This window comes from Nocardia sp. JCM 38205, from assembly GCF_058222935.1.
Genome location: NZ_JBYHFL010000009.1, coordinates 147685 through 165042, shown reverse-complemented (window position 1 = coordinate 165042; position 17358 = coordinate 147685). Strand labels below are relative to the sequence as shown.

The 17358-nt window shown below is 67.6% G+C and carries 12 protein-coding genes and 1 pseudogene; 5 read left to right on the top strand and 8 right to left on the bottom strand.

Annotated features, from left to right (window positions below):
• A pseudogene (locus tag AC4HOU_RS26600) lies at window positions 1-208 on the bottom strand (hypothetical protein); the annotation flags it as partial.
• A gap of 36 nt (window positions 209-244) precedes the next feature.
• Entirely contained in the window at window positions 245-466 is a 222-nt protein-coding gene (locus tag AC4HOU_RS26595) for a hypothetical protein (protein ID WP_490725512.1), read from the bottom strand.
• Between the two features lie 2319 nt (window positions 467-2785).
• Here AC4HOU_RS26595 and AC4HOU_RS26590 point away from each other — a divergent pair.
• The 3 genes from AC4HOU_RS26590 (at window position 2786) to AC4HOU_RS26580 (ending at window position 6198) form a co-directional block, all read left to right on the top strand.
• Window positions 2786-3652 carry an ADP-ribosyltransferase gene (locus AC4HOU_RS26590; RefSeq protein WP_163814056.1) on the top strand — a complete coding sequence of 289 codons (867 nt, stop codon included), beginning with the start codon at window positions 2786-2788 and terminating at the stop codon, window positions 3650-3652.
• 171 nt (window positions 3653-3823) lie between these two features.
• Window positions 3824-4519, top strand: coding sequence for a hypothetical protein (locus AC4HOU_RS26585; protein ID WP_163814057.1), 696 nt, complete (start codon window positions 3824-3826; stop codon window positions 4517-4519).
• Window positions 4520-5355: 836 nt separating this feature from the next.
• On the top strand, window positions 5356-6198 hold the full coding sequence (locus AC4HOU_RS26580; protein WP_163814058.1) for a hypothetical protein: 843 nt from the start codon (window positions 5356-5358) through the stop codon (window positions 6196-6198).
• A gap of 49 nt (window positions 6199-6247) precedes the next feature.
• Here the strand turns inward: AC4HOU_RS26580 and AC4HOU_RS26575 are convergent, their stop codons facing one another.
• Both AC4HOU_RS26575 and AC4HOU_RS26570 read right to left on the bottom strand, forming a co-directional pair.
• Window positions 6248-7546 (bottom strand): helix-turn-helix domain-containing protein, encoded by a 1299-nt coding sequence (locus AC4HOU_RS26575; RefSeq protein WP_490725515.1) that lies wholly within the window; start codon window positions 7544-7546, stop codon window positions 6248-6250.
• Between the two features lie 87 nt (window positions 7547-7633).
• On the bottom strand, window positions 7634-7849 hold the full coding sequence (locus tag AC4HOU_RS26570; RefSeq protein ID WP_163814060.1) for a hypothetical protein: 216 nt from the start codon (window positions 7847-7849) through the stop codon (window positions 7634-7636).
• 323 nt (window positions 7850-8172) lie between these two features.
• Between AC4HOU_RS26570 and AC4HOU_RS26565 the strand changes: the two genes are divergently transcribed.
• On the top strand, window positions 8173-9060 hold the full coding sequence (locus AC4HOU_RS26565; RefSeq protein WP_490725514.1) for a hypothetical protein: 888 nt from the start codon (window positions 8173-8175) through the stop codon (window positions 9058-9060).
• A gap of 60 nt (window positions 9061-9120) precedes the next feature.
• Here AC4HOU_RS26565 and AC4HOU_RS26560 read toward each other — a convergent pair whose 3' ends face one another.
• Window positions 9121-9987 (bottom strand): alpha/beta fold hydrolase, encoded by an 867-nt coding sequence (locus tag AC4HOU_RS26560; protein ID WP_490725511.1) that lies wholly within the window; start codon window positions 9985-9987, stop codon window positions 9121-9123.
• A gap of 152 nt (window positions 9988-10139) precedes the next feature.
• On the opposite strand from AC4HOU_RS26560, the gene AC4HOU_RS26555 reads away from it, so the two are divergent.
• Window positions 10140-11576, top strand: a complete 1437-nt coding sequence (locus AC4HOU_RS26555; RefSeq protein ID WP_490725510.1) for an amidase — start codon at window positions 10140-10142, stop codon at window positions 11574-11576.
• Between the two features lie 5 nt (window positions 11577-11581).
• Here AC4HOU_RS26555 and AC4HOU_RS26550 read toward each other — a convergent pair whose 3' ends face one another.
• The 3 genes from AC4HOU_RS26550 to AC4HOU_RS26540 form a co-directional block, all read right to left on the bottom strand.
• Entirely contained in the window at window positions 11582-14383 is a 2802-nt protein-coding gene (locus tag AC4HOU_RS26550) for a type 1 periplasmic-binding domain-containing protein (protein WP_490725509.1), read from the bottom strand.
• 138 nt (window positions 14384-14521) lie between these two features.
• Window positions 14522-16093 carry a serine/threonine-protein kinase gene (locus AC4HOU_RS26545; RefSeq protein WP_490725508.1) on the bottom strand — a complete coding sequence of 524 codons (1572 nt, stop codon included), beginning with the start codon at window positions 16091-16093 and terminating at the stop codon, window positions 14522-14524.
• The gene (locus AC4HOU_RS26540) at window positions 16090-17349 is read right to left on the bottom strand and encodes a DUF7373 family lipoprotein (RefSeq protein WP_490725507.1); all 1260 of its coding nucleotides are present in this window, start codon (window positions 17347-17349) and stop codon (window positions 16090-16092) included. The genes AC4HOU_RS26545 and AC4HOU_RS26540 overlap by 4 nt, the downstream gene beginning before the upstream one ends.
• Between the last annotated feature and the right edge of the window lie 9 nt (window positions 17350-17358).

The window sequence follows — 17358 nt, the reverse complement described above, 5'->3', positions numbered from 1 at the left end:
CTCCCGCGACGACTTCACCGCCGTCTGGCAATCCGCCGCCGGCGGCGCCATCGGCGGCGCCATCTCCGGCGGGCTCGGCCGCGAGGGCGGGCTCACCAACGGCGTCGGCGAAACCGCCGGCGAAGGCCTCGCCAACACCGTCGGCAACCGCGCCAAACAATTCGCCACCGACTACACCACCGAAGTCGCCTCCGACATCGGCTCCCAAGCCGCCATGGCCGCCATCACCGGCGAAGAATTCGAACTATCCGCCGACACCTTCACCAGCGCCGCCGCAGGCGCCGCCCAGAATCAGTTCGACCGCGGCGGCAACGACGACGACGACCGTGGCAGCAACGACGGCGATCGCGGCGGCAACCAGAACCCGGCCAACAATGCGGGCAATCACGGCGGGAACAACCCCAGCGGCAATAACAACCCCGAGGGCGAGAACTCCCCAGCCAACACTGGCGACCAGCCCGGCCAAACCTCGCCAGCCAACGCAAATACCAACGACGGCAACGGCAACGAGTCCGCCAACACCCAACCGGCATCCACCGGCGACCCCAACAACACCGGCGCCGACGACCCGAGCCAACAAACCTTACCCACGACCCCCGCGGGCAACGACAACAGCCAGCCAACGCCCGACGAAGGCAACGATCCACCCGCTCGGGAACAAACGCAGCCCACCAACAGCGACGCCAGCAGCGGGCACAACGACGGCACGCGGGCCGCAGAAAGCGGCAACGGGGACAACAACTCCAACAACAACCTGAACGACGGCGCACGCGATCCCGACAACAGCACCGACCCGGGCGCCAACACCCCACCCCCGAACGATCCACCCACCCACTCCTCTTCCACCGGAGCTGACGACGGCGACGGCGACGGCAGTGGAAACGAGCGCCCGAACGAGCCCGGCAACAACCAGCCGGACACCAACGCACCCACGAACCAGAACCCGGGCTCCCTGGACCGCCCCAGCCAGGACTCCCCACTGTCCCAGCAGGCCCAGGCGACCAACTCCCTCGACCTCCCCGCCCAGGACGTTCCGTCGTCCCAGGCCTCCCAGTCGCCGGCCCCGCTCGATCTTCCCGATCAGCACAACGCCCCCGGCACAGACAACACCCAGCCCCCGAGCTCCCTCGATCTCCCGGAGCAGCAGCCTTCCTCTGCTGCCCACGGAACCACCCCGCTCGATCTCCCGAACCAGGAGGACCCGCCGTCGGCACAGCCGGGCCAGGAACCGTCGCTCGATCTGCCCGCCCAGAGCGACAACCCGGCCGGCTCATCGACCGCCCCGCTGGATCTCCCTGCACAGGATCCCTCCCCGGGCAGCCCTAACCCCTCCTCCCAGGACAGCACCTTGACCGGCCAGACCAGCAACGCTGCGTCCTCCGGTCTGCCTTCGGCACCGAGCGCCACCAGCGCCTCCCAGTCGACAGCGCCGAACACCACGCCCCCGGCGGCGCACAACCCCAACCATGCCGAACCTGGTGACGCACAAACCGACCCTTCGGACCCTACGGACACTTCCACCACAGCGGCGGCGGCCACAGCCACCGCCCCACCTCCCACGGCGTTCACCGCTTCGCCGTCGGCAACGGACTCACCCCGCGCAACCACACCCGCGGACCCGACGACCGGCCCCGCGCAATCCGCCCAGCCCATCCCTCAGGGCCGAACCCAGCGTCCGACGCAGTCCAATCCGTCGACGCATCGCCCGGACACGACACCCTCCGGAAACCCCGCCGACCCCCGCGACAACACCACGCCCACCGCGCCGAACCCGACAGCGACTACCCCAGGCAATCACGCCTCGCCCAGCCACAGCGGTCCTACCGCACCATCCGATCCATCGCCGAGCCGCTCTCGCCCCGCCACCACCCCCACCCAGTCGCCCCCACCGGCACACACGACCTCGCCGACGCGCCCGGTTGCTCCCCACCCTCCCGAAGCTCCCTCGACGAACCGAGAGACCAATGGCACTTCTGGTGTACTACAACAGGATCAGGGACGATCCGACCGAGGTGGAGTACCGGTTCGGAGCGACGAGGGACAACCTCAACCAAACCCTGACAATCGACAAGACGACCGAAACCCCCCGCCCGCCCCAACCGGAGGACGCGATCTTCCGGACCACAGCAGGCCGAATCATCCACCGAGCCCGCCGCGAGAAGGAGTGGCCCCCACACGGGATGATCGCGTCGTAGGCACCTCCCCAGCCCATTCCCCCTCCTCCCCCGACAACACCCGCACCCCGGCGACTACCCCACCCCTCTACGCCCACCAAGACCCCGACTTCCACCGCCGCAGGTCCCAACTGCCGGAGTGGTGGCCACGCAACAATCCGACGACGCCGTCGACAACACCGGTTCACAACTTGGGACCGACGCACAACACTGCACCGGCACACAACCCGGCACCGGCGCCGACACCGCCCCTGACCAATCCGATGCCACCGCGCGGCGATGAACACATCACCCGAGCACCGGAATCCAATCCGAATCCCCGTCCGGCTGGCCACGCGCCGATACGGCCGAACCCCGCCAGGCCATCGGCACCCCCACCGCGCAGCCCCGCGCGTCCGCATACGAATCCGGCGGCGCACTCCACCCCACCCCGATCCCCGAGCCCAGCCCCGCGGCCGACACCACCCGCCGCAGCCCACGCCCCAATTCCCGTAAACCCCGCTGGCACACGACCGCCGAGTGTTACACCGCCGCCGCGCCCGAGCCGGTGGAAGCGATGGTTCGGCGGTTGGAGAAATTCCGCAACGCCTTCTCCGAGCCACAGCCCTGCGGTGGCCTGGTCACATCCCACCCCGCCCGCGCGCCGCTTCAGCTCGGATGCTGAGGGACACTGGTATGGCGAGCAGGTCCTCGGACGAACCCGCGACGGGATGCCTGCGCCGGAATTCCGCGAGTTGTACCAATACACGGTTAATTCTTGGATCAATAATTTCCTGCGGCACCCGAATCCCTGGCAATGGCTGAACGATTTGCACCGAGACCAGCACTACTTCCAGAATCTGTCCGCACTGACCGATCCGAACAATCCACCGTCCAACGACCAGCTCCATGCCCTGGCGAATCGTCATGATTTGCAACCGGAACAGCGGAGGATTATTGAATCCATCCTGGCGTCTCCAAGCCCGAGCCGGCGGGCGAAAGAGATATGGGATAATTCCAAAGCGATCAGGCAGATGACTCACGACTTCGGTCGACCCATCACACCCGACCTTTTGAATGCACATTGTGCGGGACTCGACCGCGCGCTGACTCGGCCGCTACCCGAGCGCGTGGAGGTAGTACGCGGACTACGAGACATCAGTTTCATGACGATCGATAACCTCGGCACCGAACTGGGTAGCGGCGATGCTCGCCTCCTCATCGGGACCAGACAAACGGAGACCGGATTCATGTCGTCCAGTCTCGGAGCTAGACCTCCCGCTCACTTCGATGGCCCTATCCGCATGGAACTCGATGTCCCGGCCGGCACACACGCCGGATGGATGGGCGCGCGAAGTCGGTACCCCGATCAGCGGGAGTTGATTCTGCAACGCGGCATCCAGTATGAGATCACCGAGGTCATCGAGAACCCATCCGGCGATCGATACACGGGAGTGCGCTACTTGATCAGGGCACGGGTGATACCACCAGGGCAGTAGCGTTACCGATCGGACGACGTCGACACTCACTCAGAATCCGGTTAGGAGCATCGAATGGGCGACCACCACCAAGACCCCACACCCTTTCCACCTTCTCCACAATTCTCGAACTCATACGCGGGATGGACCCGGCAGCCAGTCGTCTATGTCCCTATCCTCCGGAGAGGTACATTGATCGGATACCTGTGGGCGGGTAAGGGAGTCGACGCCGCAGGCCATATGCGGAAAATTTCCGCCGATCCCGACAATTTCACTTGCGAGACGTTCTGGGAAGCGCGCCTGAACGAAAACTGCCGGAACAGACTCACCGCTGAACAGGCAATACAGCACTGGGTAGGGCATCCCGAAGATCCGCGATGCGGCGGCGTACCCGCGGGCACAACAGTCCTGCAGGCGAGTTCCATGCAGACCCTCTGGGGTCAGCTTAATCCTGAGGGACCACCCTTGGGAGAAGGCCCATTGATTCAGGACAACCTATTTCCTGACGGTACTTCAACAGGTCCGGACAGAATTTGGAGTGCACCACATGTCGCCAACCCTCCTACCTATGCAGGCGAGACATCGACACCCGTTCACTTTCTCGAGGTAACCAAGAACGGGGAGGTCGTAGGGTTCTTGTGGGCGTCTCCGACTGAGCAGGCAGCGGACTATCTACCCCTCCGGTACGCCGGTCTGGAAGGCATCAATGGGCGCGGTCTGTGGCTCGCCCGACTCAGCGACTGCTTCGCAGCAGGCCGCCACCCCGTCGACGCCATCCGCTACTGCCGCAGATTCCCCTACGACGAATACTCCGGCTGGATCGAACCAGACGCACCCGAAGGCGTCGCACCGTCGCTGGCTGAACTTCGTGAGGCTGCCAATGAATGAGCCATGTGCTCAACATCCACAGGTACAGCTGAAGGTGTGATGCAACCCTGGAACGAAGTCAGCTACGAGAGCTGGACCCGGAAACCAGTACGGTATCTACCCGTCACCTGCGGGGGCCGATTGATCGGCTACCTTTGGGCCGCCATCGGAAGCAATGCTGCCGGTTACGAGTGCTGCCTCGCCGCCGATTCCGACAATCTGACATGCCTCAGCTTCTGGTTCGACCGGTTGTCGAAGAGCTACCGACAAGGGCTCGACCCATTGGTCGCGATACGACAGTGGATCGGTGCGCCTGAGCACCCGCGGTGCGGCGGCATCGCGGCATCGGCCGTCGAGCGGAAGACACCCTCACTACAACACATGTGGGCGGAGCTCAATCCAGACGCGGAACCGATAGGCGACGGACCATTGATACAAGACGGCGAATTGCCCAGCGGCACACCGGTAGACCGTTCAAAGGGGTGGAGCATACCCGCCATGGCGACCCCACCGACCTATGCGAAACGAGCAACGTCGTCTGTCCAATATCTGCCGGTGATCAAGGACGGCGCCCTCATTGCCTACCTCTGGGCGTCGCCGACCGAGAACGCCGCCGACTACCTGCCGGTCGCCGGCGCCGGTCAACAGGCACGAGCTGGTGCAGGCCTCTGGCACCTACGCCTGTCCGACTTCTACGCCGCCGGACCCCCCACTGGACGCACTCCGCCAATGCCGCAACTACCCACCCGACTTCCTCTCCGGCGAAATCCCCAACGACGCCCGCGAACTCATCGCGCCGACGCTCGATGACCTGAAGGCCCTCGCGAACAGATGAATCGGAACGGCAAGAATCGGCAATGAACTCAGGACCCCAAATCACCTACGGGCCCGACGATCGTCAAGACGGCCCGCCGTTTCCACATTCTCCACATTTCGAGAATGCTTACGCGGCATGGACTCGGCGGCCGATCATCTATCTCCCTATTCTCCGGAGAGGGACATTGATGGGCCACCTGTGGGCGGGCATTGGCGTCGAGGCCGCTGGCTACATGCGCAAAATATCCGCCGACCCCGACAATCTCACCTGTGCATCGTTCTGGGAAAAGCGTCTCATCGAGAACTACCGGAACAAGCTCAGGGCCGAGCAGGCAATTCAACATTGGATCGGATGGCCGGAAGATCCGCGATGCGGTGGAATTCCAGCGGATGCCGTTGTAAAGCGATCCAACAGCAAGCAAGAACTATGGGACCAGCTCAATCCGGAAGGCCCGCCCATCGGCGAAGGACCGTGGGTTCAGGACGGCGAATTCCCTAGCGGCACACCAGTCGACCGATCCAAAGGATGGAGCACGCCATACATCGCGAACCCTCCCACATACGCTGGGGAGACATCTACGCCTGTTCACTTCATTCCGGTCACCAAGAATGGCGAAGTCGTCGCCTTCCTCTGGGCATCGACGACTGAACGGGCCGCCGGATACCTGCCGCTTCGATACGCCGGAAATCAGGGCATCGTCGGCCGCGGACGCTGGGTCATCCGGCTCAGCGAGTGCTACGCCGCAGGCCGCCACCCCGTCGACGCCATCCGCTACTGCCGCAGATTCCCCTACGACGAGTACTCCGGCTGGATCGAACCGGACGCGCCGGAAGGGGTGGCTCCCTCACTCGGAGAGCTGCGGAAGGTCGCCGAGGAATACTGACCGGCGTGTTCGGCCGTATCGAATACGCCGGCTCCCGGGCGCGGCACCATCATGCCCGGCCATGAGGGATCAGCACCGGACCAGCCGGCCGAACCAGCGACCTACTGATCGGTGACGGATTCAATCGATCAGTGCTGAGCAGCGACCTCCGGCGCGATCCCCAACCTCCACGCCAGCCCCCGCAGATTTCGCCCGCCGGCGTCACGCCGCGCAGTGCGTAGATGGTCGGCGACAGCTTCGCGGACGAAGACGTCGGCGCGAACCCGCTGCGGCGCAAGCTCTTCGGCCCTGAGCAACGTCGCCAACCCTTGCTCACGAGTCTTCGGTTCCGACAGCAGCGCGCGCCCGATTTCGCCGTAGTACTCGGCGCGGCGGACGGTGCTCGGTATGGCATCGACGTGGACATCTTTCGACTGTTCGGCGACCCGGGCGCCTTCGCCGAACTCAGGCCGATCGTCGCACGCCAGATACCGACGTTCGCTCGGCCGAACCACATTCGGCCGAAGGTGCCGACCTCGTCGTCCATCCGGGCAGCGACTTCGCTCGCCTCGTCGAGATGGGTGTATGCGGTGTCTCGGTCTGCCTGAACCGCTGCCGCAAGGGCGGCAGACAAATGCAGCATTCCGTAGGCCTGGATCACGTTGTGGTCGTCGAGATCGCCGGTCAACCGGTCGGCCATATTGACTGCCCGGCGGTACTGCTCGGGCCGTGCGAGCGCACCGGTCGCATCGCCGCGCAGCCAGGTCGCGAATCCACACCAGGCCGGGGATTCCAAGAGTTCGGCGCACTGCTGTGCCGCCTTCGCGGCCAGCAGTGGCAGACCACGGCCGCCGGTACGCTTCGTCACCCACATGGCGGAGCTGTAGCTGGTGATCATTCCCCGCAGGACATCTTCGCGCGGAGCCGTGCCACGGCAATAGGTGATGTGCAACTCCGCCAATAGCTTTGGCACCAACGCTGCTTGTTGCGCGTAGTCACCTGCCTGAATCAGATCGTGCAGACGATCCAAGTCGGCAGCCACCAACGGCCAATCACGTGCGACTCCGCCTGGATCGTCACCGATTTCGTAGGCATCGAGCGCGGATTCGACCGCCATCAGCCCGGCATAGGCATCCGAGCCGCGCCCGTCCCCGCTCTCCCACGGCCGCCCCGTGAATTCCGACGGCGCTACCCGCAAAGCCCGCGCCAGCGCCTCCAGCGTCCCCCGATTCGACAGCGCCTGTTCCCCGCGTTCGAGCCGCCCGAGGTACCCGAAGCTGATCCCGGCCAGACCTGCCGTGACCTCGAGGCTCAAACCCCGCCAGACGCGGATTTCCCGCAACCTGCGGCCGACTTCATTGGGTGGCATCTCATTCACGACCGTACTCCCTCCGGACGGCGACTACCTGCGACGATACGCGCCGGATCGGCCCGCGTCCGGGGAGTAGGCATTCGATCACGGCTCCGTGTACAGAATTTCGTTGGGCAGGCGCGGCAGGCCTGCGGCGCTGCCGGGGACGATGGTTGCGGTGTCGGGATGGTGGTGGCGCCGCCAGTCGCGCAGGAATTCCGCCGCGGCGGCGGGGCGGGCGGCGAAATCCATGCGGATGCCGTGCAGATGCACGGACAGGTGCACATCGGGTGGCTCGGCATCGGACGGCACGATGAGCATTCCGCTTCCTCCTTGCGCAAATCGGTCGCGGCGCCCGCCGCAGGGGAACTCACGTCACCAGCGGCAGCTCACTGTCGTCCGGTGTGCCGTGGAGGGATCCGGCATCGACCCCGCGGCGGGGCCGAATCGAAGCTAGGAGCAGCCTCGGATGGGGTTTGTCTTGAAAGGACAACGTGGCCGGAAGCAGTCCCCGGGTCCTGAATTCGGCCGATTGCTCGGTAGCGCGATGGATCCCAACAAACCCGACGGAACCAGATGCGGTGCCCAGATTTCCAGGTAGGTAGATTCTGGTCCGGTATCGGGTGGAGGGAACTGGGGTGGATATGCAGAACTGGGACAACGGGCGGGGTGGTCCGGAAGGCGCGCGCGGAGATGGGGCCCGGCCGGAACCGGCGGTCCGATGGCTGCCGGAGGATCGGTTCGAGGAGTTCGCGAACGGGCTCGCCATCGGGGTTTCGCATCGTCCGGTGTGGCGGCTCGAGCAGGTGCTCGGGCGGAAGTTTCAGCGGCGCGATGATTCTCGGCAGGCGTTTCTGCTGCTGCGGTTGCGGTCGGGGGCAGAGGTCGGGTTGGTCGCGTCGTATTGGCCGCAGTCCGAAGGCATTGCCATTCTCGTTCCGAGCGGTGAGCGGGGTGCGGCGCAGGTGCTGGGTGAGCTGATCGAATGCACCGATCTCGAGCAGCGGCAGGTGACGCCCCTGTTGGCGCGGGTGGACGAGCACGGGCGGTACCGCACCACTCCCATCCAACCGGAGTTCGTCGGTGAACATCTGCCGGGGAATCGGCGCTGGAACGGGACTCACGTCAGCTACCTCGACGAGCAGGAGCGGCGGCCGTACCGGCTGCACGTCCGGGACGGCCGCCTCTACGACAGCCGCGGACAACTCTTCGACACCGCGGCCGCGCGCACCCTGTGGACCCCGCAGGGTGGGCGGGCGATCTTCGTCATGGACGCCGACGGCACCATCTACTCGTCCGCGCACCACATCCTCGGACGCTTCCACCACTCCAGCTTCCTGGCCGGCGCACCATGCGCCGGGGCCGGTGAACTGGCCGCGTCATTCGGCGTCATCCGGGTGATCTCCGATCACAGCACCCATTACCGGCCGCCGCGCCACATCACCGCGCAGGTGGTCGACAGCCTGCGCCGGCAAGGGGTTGCGGTCGACGATCAGCAGGTGGAATACCACTGGTCCGGCGATCAGCGGTAGCTGCCGCCGACTCGCCGCGACGTGATTGCCGACCGGCCGAGCGAACCGCGACGTCGCCCCTTACCGCACCACGTGCTCGCGGAGGAACGCGAGGATGTGCCCGGTCAAGGCTTCCGGCTGGTCCTCGGGAAGGAACGTGTAGGCATCGTCGACTAGCTGCAACGTCGCATTCGGAAGTTCGCGGGCCATGCGTTCGGCGAGCGGCACCGGGAACAGCTTGTCCTCGCGCGCCCAGACCAGCAGAACCGGAAGGCGCACGGACGGGAATCTGCTCGCGGCTTCCAGGGTGTGGCGCGAGGTGGCGGATTTCAAGAACCGGCGGACGTCGGCGCGAACGGCCTTCGATGTGCGGCTCGGAAGCAGATAGGAGTCGACGATGTCGGCGGCAACGGGATGTTTGGCCACCCAGCCGAAAGCGATCGGCAGCCGGTGCAGGGCGCGGATCCGCAGGAGTTCGGTGGCGGCGCGGATCGAACCGGGCAGATGGGCAAGGGTGGCGAGCAGGGTGAACGGCTGCGGCAGGAACTTGTCGTAGCAATCGACGGAGGCCAGCACCACGCGGCCGATGCGCTCGGGGTGGCGGGTCATCAGGATCTGGGTGATGGCGCCGCCGGTGTCGTTGGCGACGATGGTGACGTCGGTGAGGTCGAGGCGGTCCAGGAACGAGGCGATGACGGCCGCCACGCCCGTCGGCGTGAGGTCGGCGCCGGGCAACGCGATGGTGTGCGAACCGAGCGGCCAATCCGGGGTCAGGCAGCGGTGACCGGCCGCCGCGACCGCGGGCACGACCTTGCGCCACAGATCGGCGTTGACCAGCAGACCGTGCACGAAGACGACGGGCGGCCCGTCGCCCGTCTCGTGGTAGCGAATGCGCCCGGCGGGCAGATCGATGTCGTGGACCGGGCCGAGCGAAGGGCTGATTCCCATGATTTCTCCCCTGGTGTACGGATACCGCCACTGTTACATACATGCCGTATGTATGTCCACGGCTCGAAGCAATTAGCTCCCGCAAGCAATCTGGACGACTGACCAGATCCGCGCTACCGTGCACAACAGAGGAACGAGGAGACGGAGCTCACATGGCGGTGCCGGACGACACGATCAACCGCGCGGGCTCGCCTGTGCGCGACCTCGGCTTGGCCGAGCTGGCCGAGGCCATCGCGAATACGACGATCAGCTCGGTGGCTGCCACCACCGAGGCGCTCGACCGCATCGAAGCCGCCCAGCCCTCGCTCAACGCGTTCCGGATCGTGCGCCGTCAGCGGGCCTTGGCCGAGGCCGCGGCGGCGGACCGGCGGATCGCGGCCGGTGAGCGGTTGCCGCTGCTCGGCGTGCCGATCGCGATCAAGGACGACACCGATATCGCGGGCGAACCGACGGCATTCGGCGTCATGGGTGATTTCGAGCCAAAGGAAGTGGACGCCGAGTCGGTGCGCCGGCTGCGGGCCGCGGGCGCGGTGATCGTCGGCAAGACCAATACCTGCGAGTACGGCCAACTGCCCTTCACCAGCGGCGCCGCGTTCGGACACACCCGCAATCCGTGGGGCCGGCCGTATACGCCGGGCGGATCCTCGGGCGGGTCGGCGGCCGCGGTGGCGGCCGGGCTGGTTCCGGCCGCGCTGGGCTCCGATGGTGCGGGCTCGGTGCGTATCCCGGCCGCGTGGACGAACCTGGTCGGCATCAAACCGCAGCGCGGCCGGATCTCCACCTGGCCGCTCCCGGAGGCGTTCAACGGACTCACCGTGAACGGCCCGCTGGCGCGCACGGTCGGAGACGCGGCACTGCTGCTCGACGCGGCGGCAGGCCCGCACCCGGGCGATCTGCACACACCGCGGCCGCTCACCCTCACTGACGCGGTGGGCCGCGATCCGGGGCGGCTGCGCATCACACTGTCGCTGAACATCCCGTTCACCGCGACCAGAACCGCACTGCATCCCGAGGTCGAGGCGGGCGTGCACCGGATCGCGAAAACCCTGCGCGGACTGGGCCATTCGGTCACCGTGCGCAACCTGCACTACGGACTACTGATGGGTGCGTCGTTCCTTCCGCGCTCGATGGCCGGTATCCGCGCGGTACACGATCGGATGCCCGGCGCCCGGGTCGATCCACGGACCATGGCCAATGTGCGCACTGGGATGCTGCTGAGCGGGCCCGCGTTGTTCGCGGCCAGGCAAGCGGAGGCCTTGCTGCACCGGCGGATCGGCGGATTCTTCGACGAATTCGATGTGGTGCTGGCCCCGACCACGGCCACTCCCCCGCCCCGGGCCGAAGAGATCGACGGCATCGGCGTGATCGCCACCAACAACCTCATCACCGCGGCCTGCCCGTACACCTGGCCGTGGAATGTGCTCGGCTGGCCGAGTGTCAACGTGCCCGCCGGGTTCACCGGCTCCGGGCTGCCGGTCGGAGCACAGTTGATGGGTACCGCCGACACCGAACCGATGCTGGTGTCGCTTGCCGCGCAACTGGAGTCGGAACTGCACTGGGAGCGGCATCGTCCCGAGCCCTGGTGGTGAACGGTTCATCGCGGTTGCCAGGCCTCGACCGGACTGTGCGTTCCGGCCGGGCACCCATCCGGTCCGCGGCCGGAGATATCGCCGATCGGGGTGCCGAAAATGAGCAGGCACTGCGGCGCCACCTCGTCACTGCTGAGATCCTCGGCCAGCAGCACGCCGATGGTGGCGTCCTCGGCGACCCGGGAATCGGTCAGGCGCAGTACACCAGTGATGCCGGTGTAGTCGGCGCCGCGTAGCTCGAGCGCGATGGCGGTGCGACTCAGGACGATCTTGCCCGAGGATTGCTCCGGCCGGGCCCGGTTGGCCCGCACCGCTTGCAGGAACGCGCCGGCCACGTCGTAGGACAGTCCGGTCCGGTCGCCCGGCCAGGGCGTGCGATACAGGTCCAGATCCTCGATCAGCTCCGCGAGGGAGGCGCAGAGGTCTTGGAATTCGAGCCCGACGCGCTCCTCTCCGAGCACTCCGCGCCCTCGGACGCAGCCTGGGCCGGCGAGCATCACCGGAACGCCCTTGGCCACATAGCGAATGGAGAGCCCGGCCGGGATCGCCTGCCTGCCCACCGGATCGGCGATGAACCGGGTGACCGCGTCGTTGCCGAGAATCGGGGGCGATTCGGTGGCGTGACACTCCCGAGTGACGGCGTTGACGAACGCACCGAAGTCGTTGTTGCGCCCGGCGAAGAACAGTAGTTCGCCCTCGTCGGGTTCGCTGCGCGCGCACGGCGGCGGGAAGCCGTAGAGCTCCTGCTGCCGCGACCAGCTGAAGGTGGCGGCGGGAATGCCGCGGGCGCGCAACTCCTCGAGCGCATCGGCCACCAGGGTGTGGACGTAGATGTCGTCGGGATTGTCCGGGTGGAACACGGTGACCTTGTCGTAGCGGGGCCGACCCGCGCGCGGCGTGCCTTCCGGAAACCTGGCTCCGGCCACGTAGTCGGCGACGAGCCTGGCTTGCACCCGGTTGCTCGGCGCCGCTTGGAAATATGTGGGCGATACCTCGTCCAGCCCGTCCGCCGACAGCGTGGTGGCGAATGTGGGCACGCCGAGATCACCCAGCCGCGCGATGGCGCGCCGCGTCTCGGCGTTGCTGCGGTCGAGCCCGATGACGCCCAGCACGTCGGAATCCTCGCGGATCAGCGCGCTGAGCAGGTTGTCCACCACCCAGGGTGCCTGCCGCATCCCGGATCCGCCGTTGGCGATGATGATGCGCAGCAGTGGCTCGGCCTCGCTGCTCTGCGCGTTCGCATTGCGTTGGCGCAGCACCAGCCCGGCCAGTTCTTCCACCTGGGCATGCGGATAACGCATGTTGCGGTCCGCGTAGGTGAGGCCGGCGAAGTAGACGAGCGCCACCACCGGGCGCTTCGGGTTGCCGCGCCGGATGCGGTCGGCGATCGCGTTCTGCCGGAACACCTCTCGCTGCATCTCCGATAGTTCGGGGTCGTCGGCGAAGACCTGGCGGGCGTTGTCGCTGTAGCCGACGCATTCGCCGTCGCGCACCGCCACACCGACCCCGGACCAGAACGGCCAGGCAGTACAGCCGACCGCCGCGCGCGGGTGCACGTACACCGCGGCCGCGGCCACCAACGCGACCACGGGGACCAGGGCGAATGCCGCCACCACCGAGCGGCGGGCCGCCCAGGGTGGGGCGGGCGGCCGAGCGAGATGATTCTCGCCCAGTCCAGCGGCGTCGTCATCGACGCTCCGGTCCGGCATCCGCAGCGGGAGATACCAGGCGGTGGCCTCACGGTTGCGGCGCCTGACTTCGATCGTGTCGCGCCAGCGTCGCATCGGGTCACGAGCCGGACCGGCGGTGCGGCCGAGATCGGCGAGGCTCGCGGGTTCCTCGTCCGACGGCGCCCGGTCGACCGAGGCGACCACCACGAGTGGGTCGAATCTGCCGGTCTCGTTGCGGATGTCGTTGATCCAACGCAGCAGATCCGCGCCTTGACCATGGGCGACACCATCGAGCAGCGCCACCGGATACGCGGTGCGCCGCCAGCTCGACGGCCGCAGCAACCGGCGGCGATAGGCGTCACCGAGATCCGACAAGAAGGCGTGCACCAGGAGTTTGGCGATCTGCTCGTGATTTTCCCGTTCGCGGCCTTGTTCGGTGAGGCGGAGCGCGAAACCCAAGAAGCTGTCGGACAGTTCCGGCGCCAGATAACGCTGACGCATGAACCACCGCGGCTCCCGCGAGACGCCGGGGACGATGCCGCTGACCCACAACCACAGCCGAACGATCGGCACGATCGCCCAGATCGCCAGCGCGATCCGTTCGATGGTGGCGCCGAGCGCGCCGAAGGGCGGCGGATCGCTTTCCGGATCGCGACGGCTGATCCGCAGCAGCCGGGGCAGCCTGCCACGCAATTCGGCCGCGTCGATCGGAGCGCCCGCGGCACGCTGGCGGGTGAGCCAGTCCGCGGCGTGGTAGCGCGGAAATTCGATGGGGCCCATGGCCGTGTTGTCGGAGATGAACCGGCGGCTCAGCGCTTCGAGCACGGGCAGGCAGTTCGCGGCCGATTCCTCACCGTCGAAGCGGGTCGCCGACGCGGTGTCCGGGGTGAGCGCGGGGGCGGGCAGAGCCGTCACGTCGACATAGGCGCGCGGCGCGGCCCGGCGTGGGGAGCGGCCCAGCCATTCATAGGTCTGTTCGAGCAGCGCACCGGATTCGGCGGAGACGAGACAGACCATCGGCGGCGGCAGCGGACGACGCCGGCGCAGCAGTGTGCGCAGGATCCGTGGCCGCTCGTCGGGCACCATCAGCCCACGCAGCAACCGGAGAAACGCGACGACCTCGTCCTGGTTCGCCATCGACCCTCCCCTGGTCCGGCAGCGCCACGCACGCTCTGCGCGCGGACCTGAACTGTACCGCGCGGCACCGACATCCGACCCGCCCCGAATTCTCGGGACAGGCAGACGGGGCCGCCGCGCCCCAGCCAGGGACTGCGCTCAGACGGGGACCGACGGCCACCAGGTGTCGTACAGCTCTTGTCCGTTCGACCCACCGAGGACCAATATCTGACAGTGCTCGCGGCCAGGGCCCGCCAGGTCGAACCCGATCAGCAAGGTTCCCGCGGTACGGCCGTCGCTGACGACATCACCCCAGATCACCCGGCCGCTACCGGAAACGCGACTCCACGGCTGATCGCCGGTGACGGTCATATCCGAGAACGGCGCCACCGGGTTCGGCGAGCGGTTGCCCAGGCAATCCACCGTGAGTCTGCGCACGGGCGCGCCGTTTCCGCTACAGCTCAACCGCGCCACCCGGCCGACCGGCGCGGCCACATCCACCGGCCGCATGTCCTGGTCGACAGCGCTACATCGCAGTCCTTGATATCCCTGCGCGTCAGGGGTGGCCGGCAGCAACTGCGGGAAGCTGCGCACCACGAAATCATGGCTACCCCACGTTGCCGCGCCGGCAGCCGCCGTGGCGGACGCGCGCACCGTGTTCGTGGGCGGGGAAACCGCGGCGGCCGAGGACGTTTCATCGCCCTGCGAACCGACCGCCCAGATCGTGCCCGCGATGACGGCCAGGGCCAGCACCGAACCCAGCGCCGCGGCGACCATGCCGGCTCGGCCGATTCGCCGTCGTCGCTGGGCGGGCACGGTTGCGCCGGGCCGGGCAGGCGGAGCGCCCGATACGTCCACAGCCCCTGCCGTGGACCTCGATCCCGGCTCGAGCAAAGCAGCCGAGACCGCCGCCGCCAGCGCACCGCAGGTCGGGAACCGCTGCCCGGGGTCTTTCGCCAACGCCCGCGCGACCACCGCGTCGATCGCGGCGGGCAGGGCCGGATTCACCACCGTTGCTCGCGGCGGTGGATCCTGGAGGTGGGCGTGCAGCACCGCGGCGGCGGTCGGCCGGGGGAACGGTTTGGCGCCGGTCAGCAGTTCGAACAGGGTGCAGCCCAGCGCGTAGACGTCGGCGCGCTGATCCACCGGCCGCGCGGCGAGTTGCTCCGGCGCGGCATACGCCAAGGTCGCCACCACCACCCCGGACTCGGTGAGCGCCGTCGCCGATCCGGCCGCCCTCGCGATGCCGAAATCGGTGACGTACACCCGCTCGTCGCCACCGGGGCGGGCCTCGATGAGCAGGTTCGCCGGTTTGACGTCGCGGTGCAGCATCCCGGCCCGATGGGCGGCATCCAGTCCGCGTGCCGCCTGCGTCACGATCCGCGCGACGCGCGATGGGGCGAGTCCGGCCGGGTGCCGCCGGATGAGTTCGGCCGCATCGGTCCCGTCGACGTACTGCATCGCGATCCACAGCAGATCCTCGGCCACCCCGCGATCGTGCACGGCGATGACGTTGGGATGGTCGAGGCGGGCAGCGAGCTCGGCCTCCCGGACGAACCTGGCGCGGAACTCGTCGTCGGAGCTGTGGTGCGGTGAGAGCACTTTCACCGCCTCCCGGCGCGGCAGCCGTGGATGCCGGGCCAGGTAGACCGTCCCCATCCCGCCGCTGCCGAGCACACCTTCGATGAGGTATCCCGCGAAAACGACGCCGGGAGTGAGTCGTCCGCTCATTCGGCGCGCACCAGCAGGGCGTACTGTGCGGCCACCCGCTGGTGGGTGCTTTCGACCGTGCGCCCCCGGAGGAAGGCCTGGTAGCGGCCGTGGAGGAGTCGGCAGGAGTAGCGGGGCCACTGCGGTCCGGCCGAAAGGTATTGCACGCAGCGGACATCGGGAATGCCCTCCGGCGTGGCGATCGGGCCGTAGCCCGGCATCTCGGCCTCGCCGGCGAAGGCGTCGAAATCCCGTCGGGCCGTGGCCGCGTCGGCGAACCGGCCGAGCGAGTCGTTGCCGCCGTTGAAGCCGAGCAACTCCAGCGGCTCCCCGGCCGGTCCGTGCTCGCTGGCGCGCCCGATCCGAAGGTACGCGGCGCGCGGCCCGAAGACCACGCCCTTCGGGATGACCGCACTGTTCCAGCCCGCGGTCTCGACCGTGCTGACCGAGATCGCCGCCGGATACTGCCACTGCCCGGGCTTTTCGGGCACCATACGCGCCAGCATGCCGTCCCGGTCCAGTGGCAGACGCGCGATCTCGTCGCGCGGTGTCGGCTGAAAATCACGCAGCCGCGCCAGCTGTGCGTCGAAGGTGTCGGCGACCAGCGCGACCATGGCGTCTCGGTCGGGCGAGGTGTGCCCGATGAGCAGGCTGATGACGAAGGGCCCGTCTGCCATGGTGGCGGCAAGGGTTGGCACCGCGGGGCGCCAGTGCGCGTGGGCCGACGGGTGCCGGTCGATGTCCACGCCGACGTTGTCCGGGCTCACCGCGGCGTCGATCGCATCGATCTCCTGCGCGGCCTGCCGCGCCGCGTCGGCGTCCGGTAGACGCAGCAGCAGCAGCGTCATCATGCGGCCGGAGCCGACGACCGGAATCGAGCTGACGTCGCGATCGGCCCCGCCGACGACGAAGCCGGCCACCATGCCGTAGCGCTGGAGCACCGCGCGGGCAGGCGCGGCCAGCAGACCGTTGGTCTTCACCGGCGTCGGCAGGGGTGAGGCACGCACCGTGCCGAGCGCGTAACTCAGGTCGGGATCCACCTCGGCCGGGTCGATCACGGCCTCGCCCATCCGCACCGATTCGATCACCCGGCCGTAACGCTCGCTGCCCTCGGCCGGCTCGGCCAGGATATCGACGCCGTGGGTGCCGACGTCGAGCCCGCTGAGATCGGGCTGTTCCGGCTGTGGATGTCCGGCTACCGCACAACCGGTCGTCGCGGTCGCCACGATGACGGCGAGAGCACCAAGCATGCGGAAGATCGCGGTGCGCAGCATCATTCGTAATCC

Excerpts from the sequence above, each read along its gene's own strand:
- AC4HOU_RS26550 (WP_490725509.1), bottom strand. The coding sequence starts at position 14,383 with ATGGCGAACCAGGACGAGGTCGTCGCGTTTCTCCGGTTGCTGCGTGGG.
- AC4HOU_RS26565 (WP_490725514.1), top strand. The coding sequence starts at position 8,173 with ATGCAGAACTGGGACAACGGGCGGGGTGGTCCGGAAGGCGCGCGCGGA.
- AC4HOU_RS26575 (WP_490725515.1), bottom strand. The coding sequence starts at position 7,546 with ATGCCACCCAATGAAGTCGGCCGCAGGTTGCGGGAAATCCGCGTCTGG.
- AC4HOU_RS26540 (WP_490725507.1), bottom strand. The coding sequence starts at position 17,349 with ATGATGCTGCGCACCGCGATCTTCCGCATGCTTGGTGCTCTCGCCGTC.
- AC4HOU_RS26580 (WP_163814058.1), top strand. The coding sequence starts at position 5,356 with ATGAACTCAGGACCCCAAATCACCTACGGGCCCGACGATCGTCAAGAC.
- AC4HOU_RS26570 (WP_163814060.1), bottom strand. The coding sequence starts at position 7,849 with ATGCTCATCGTGCCGTCCGATGCCGAGCCACCCGATGTGCACCTGTCC.
- AC4HOU_RS26560 (WP_490725511.1), bottom strand. The coding sequence starts at position 9,987 with ATGGGAATCAGCCCTTCGCTCGGCCCGGTCCACGACATCGATCTGCCC.
- AC4HOU_RS26555 (WP_490725510.1), top strand. The coding sequence starts at position 10,140 with ATGGCGGTGCCGGACGACACGATCAACCGCGCGGGCTCGCCTGTGCGC.
- AC4HOU_RS26545 (WP_490725508.1), bottom strand. The coding sequence starts at position 16,093 with ATGAGCGGACGACTCACTCCCGGCGTCGTTTTCGCGGGATACCTCATC.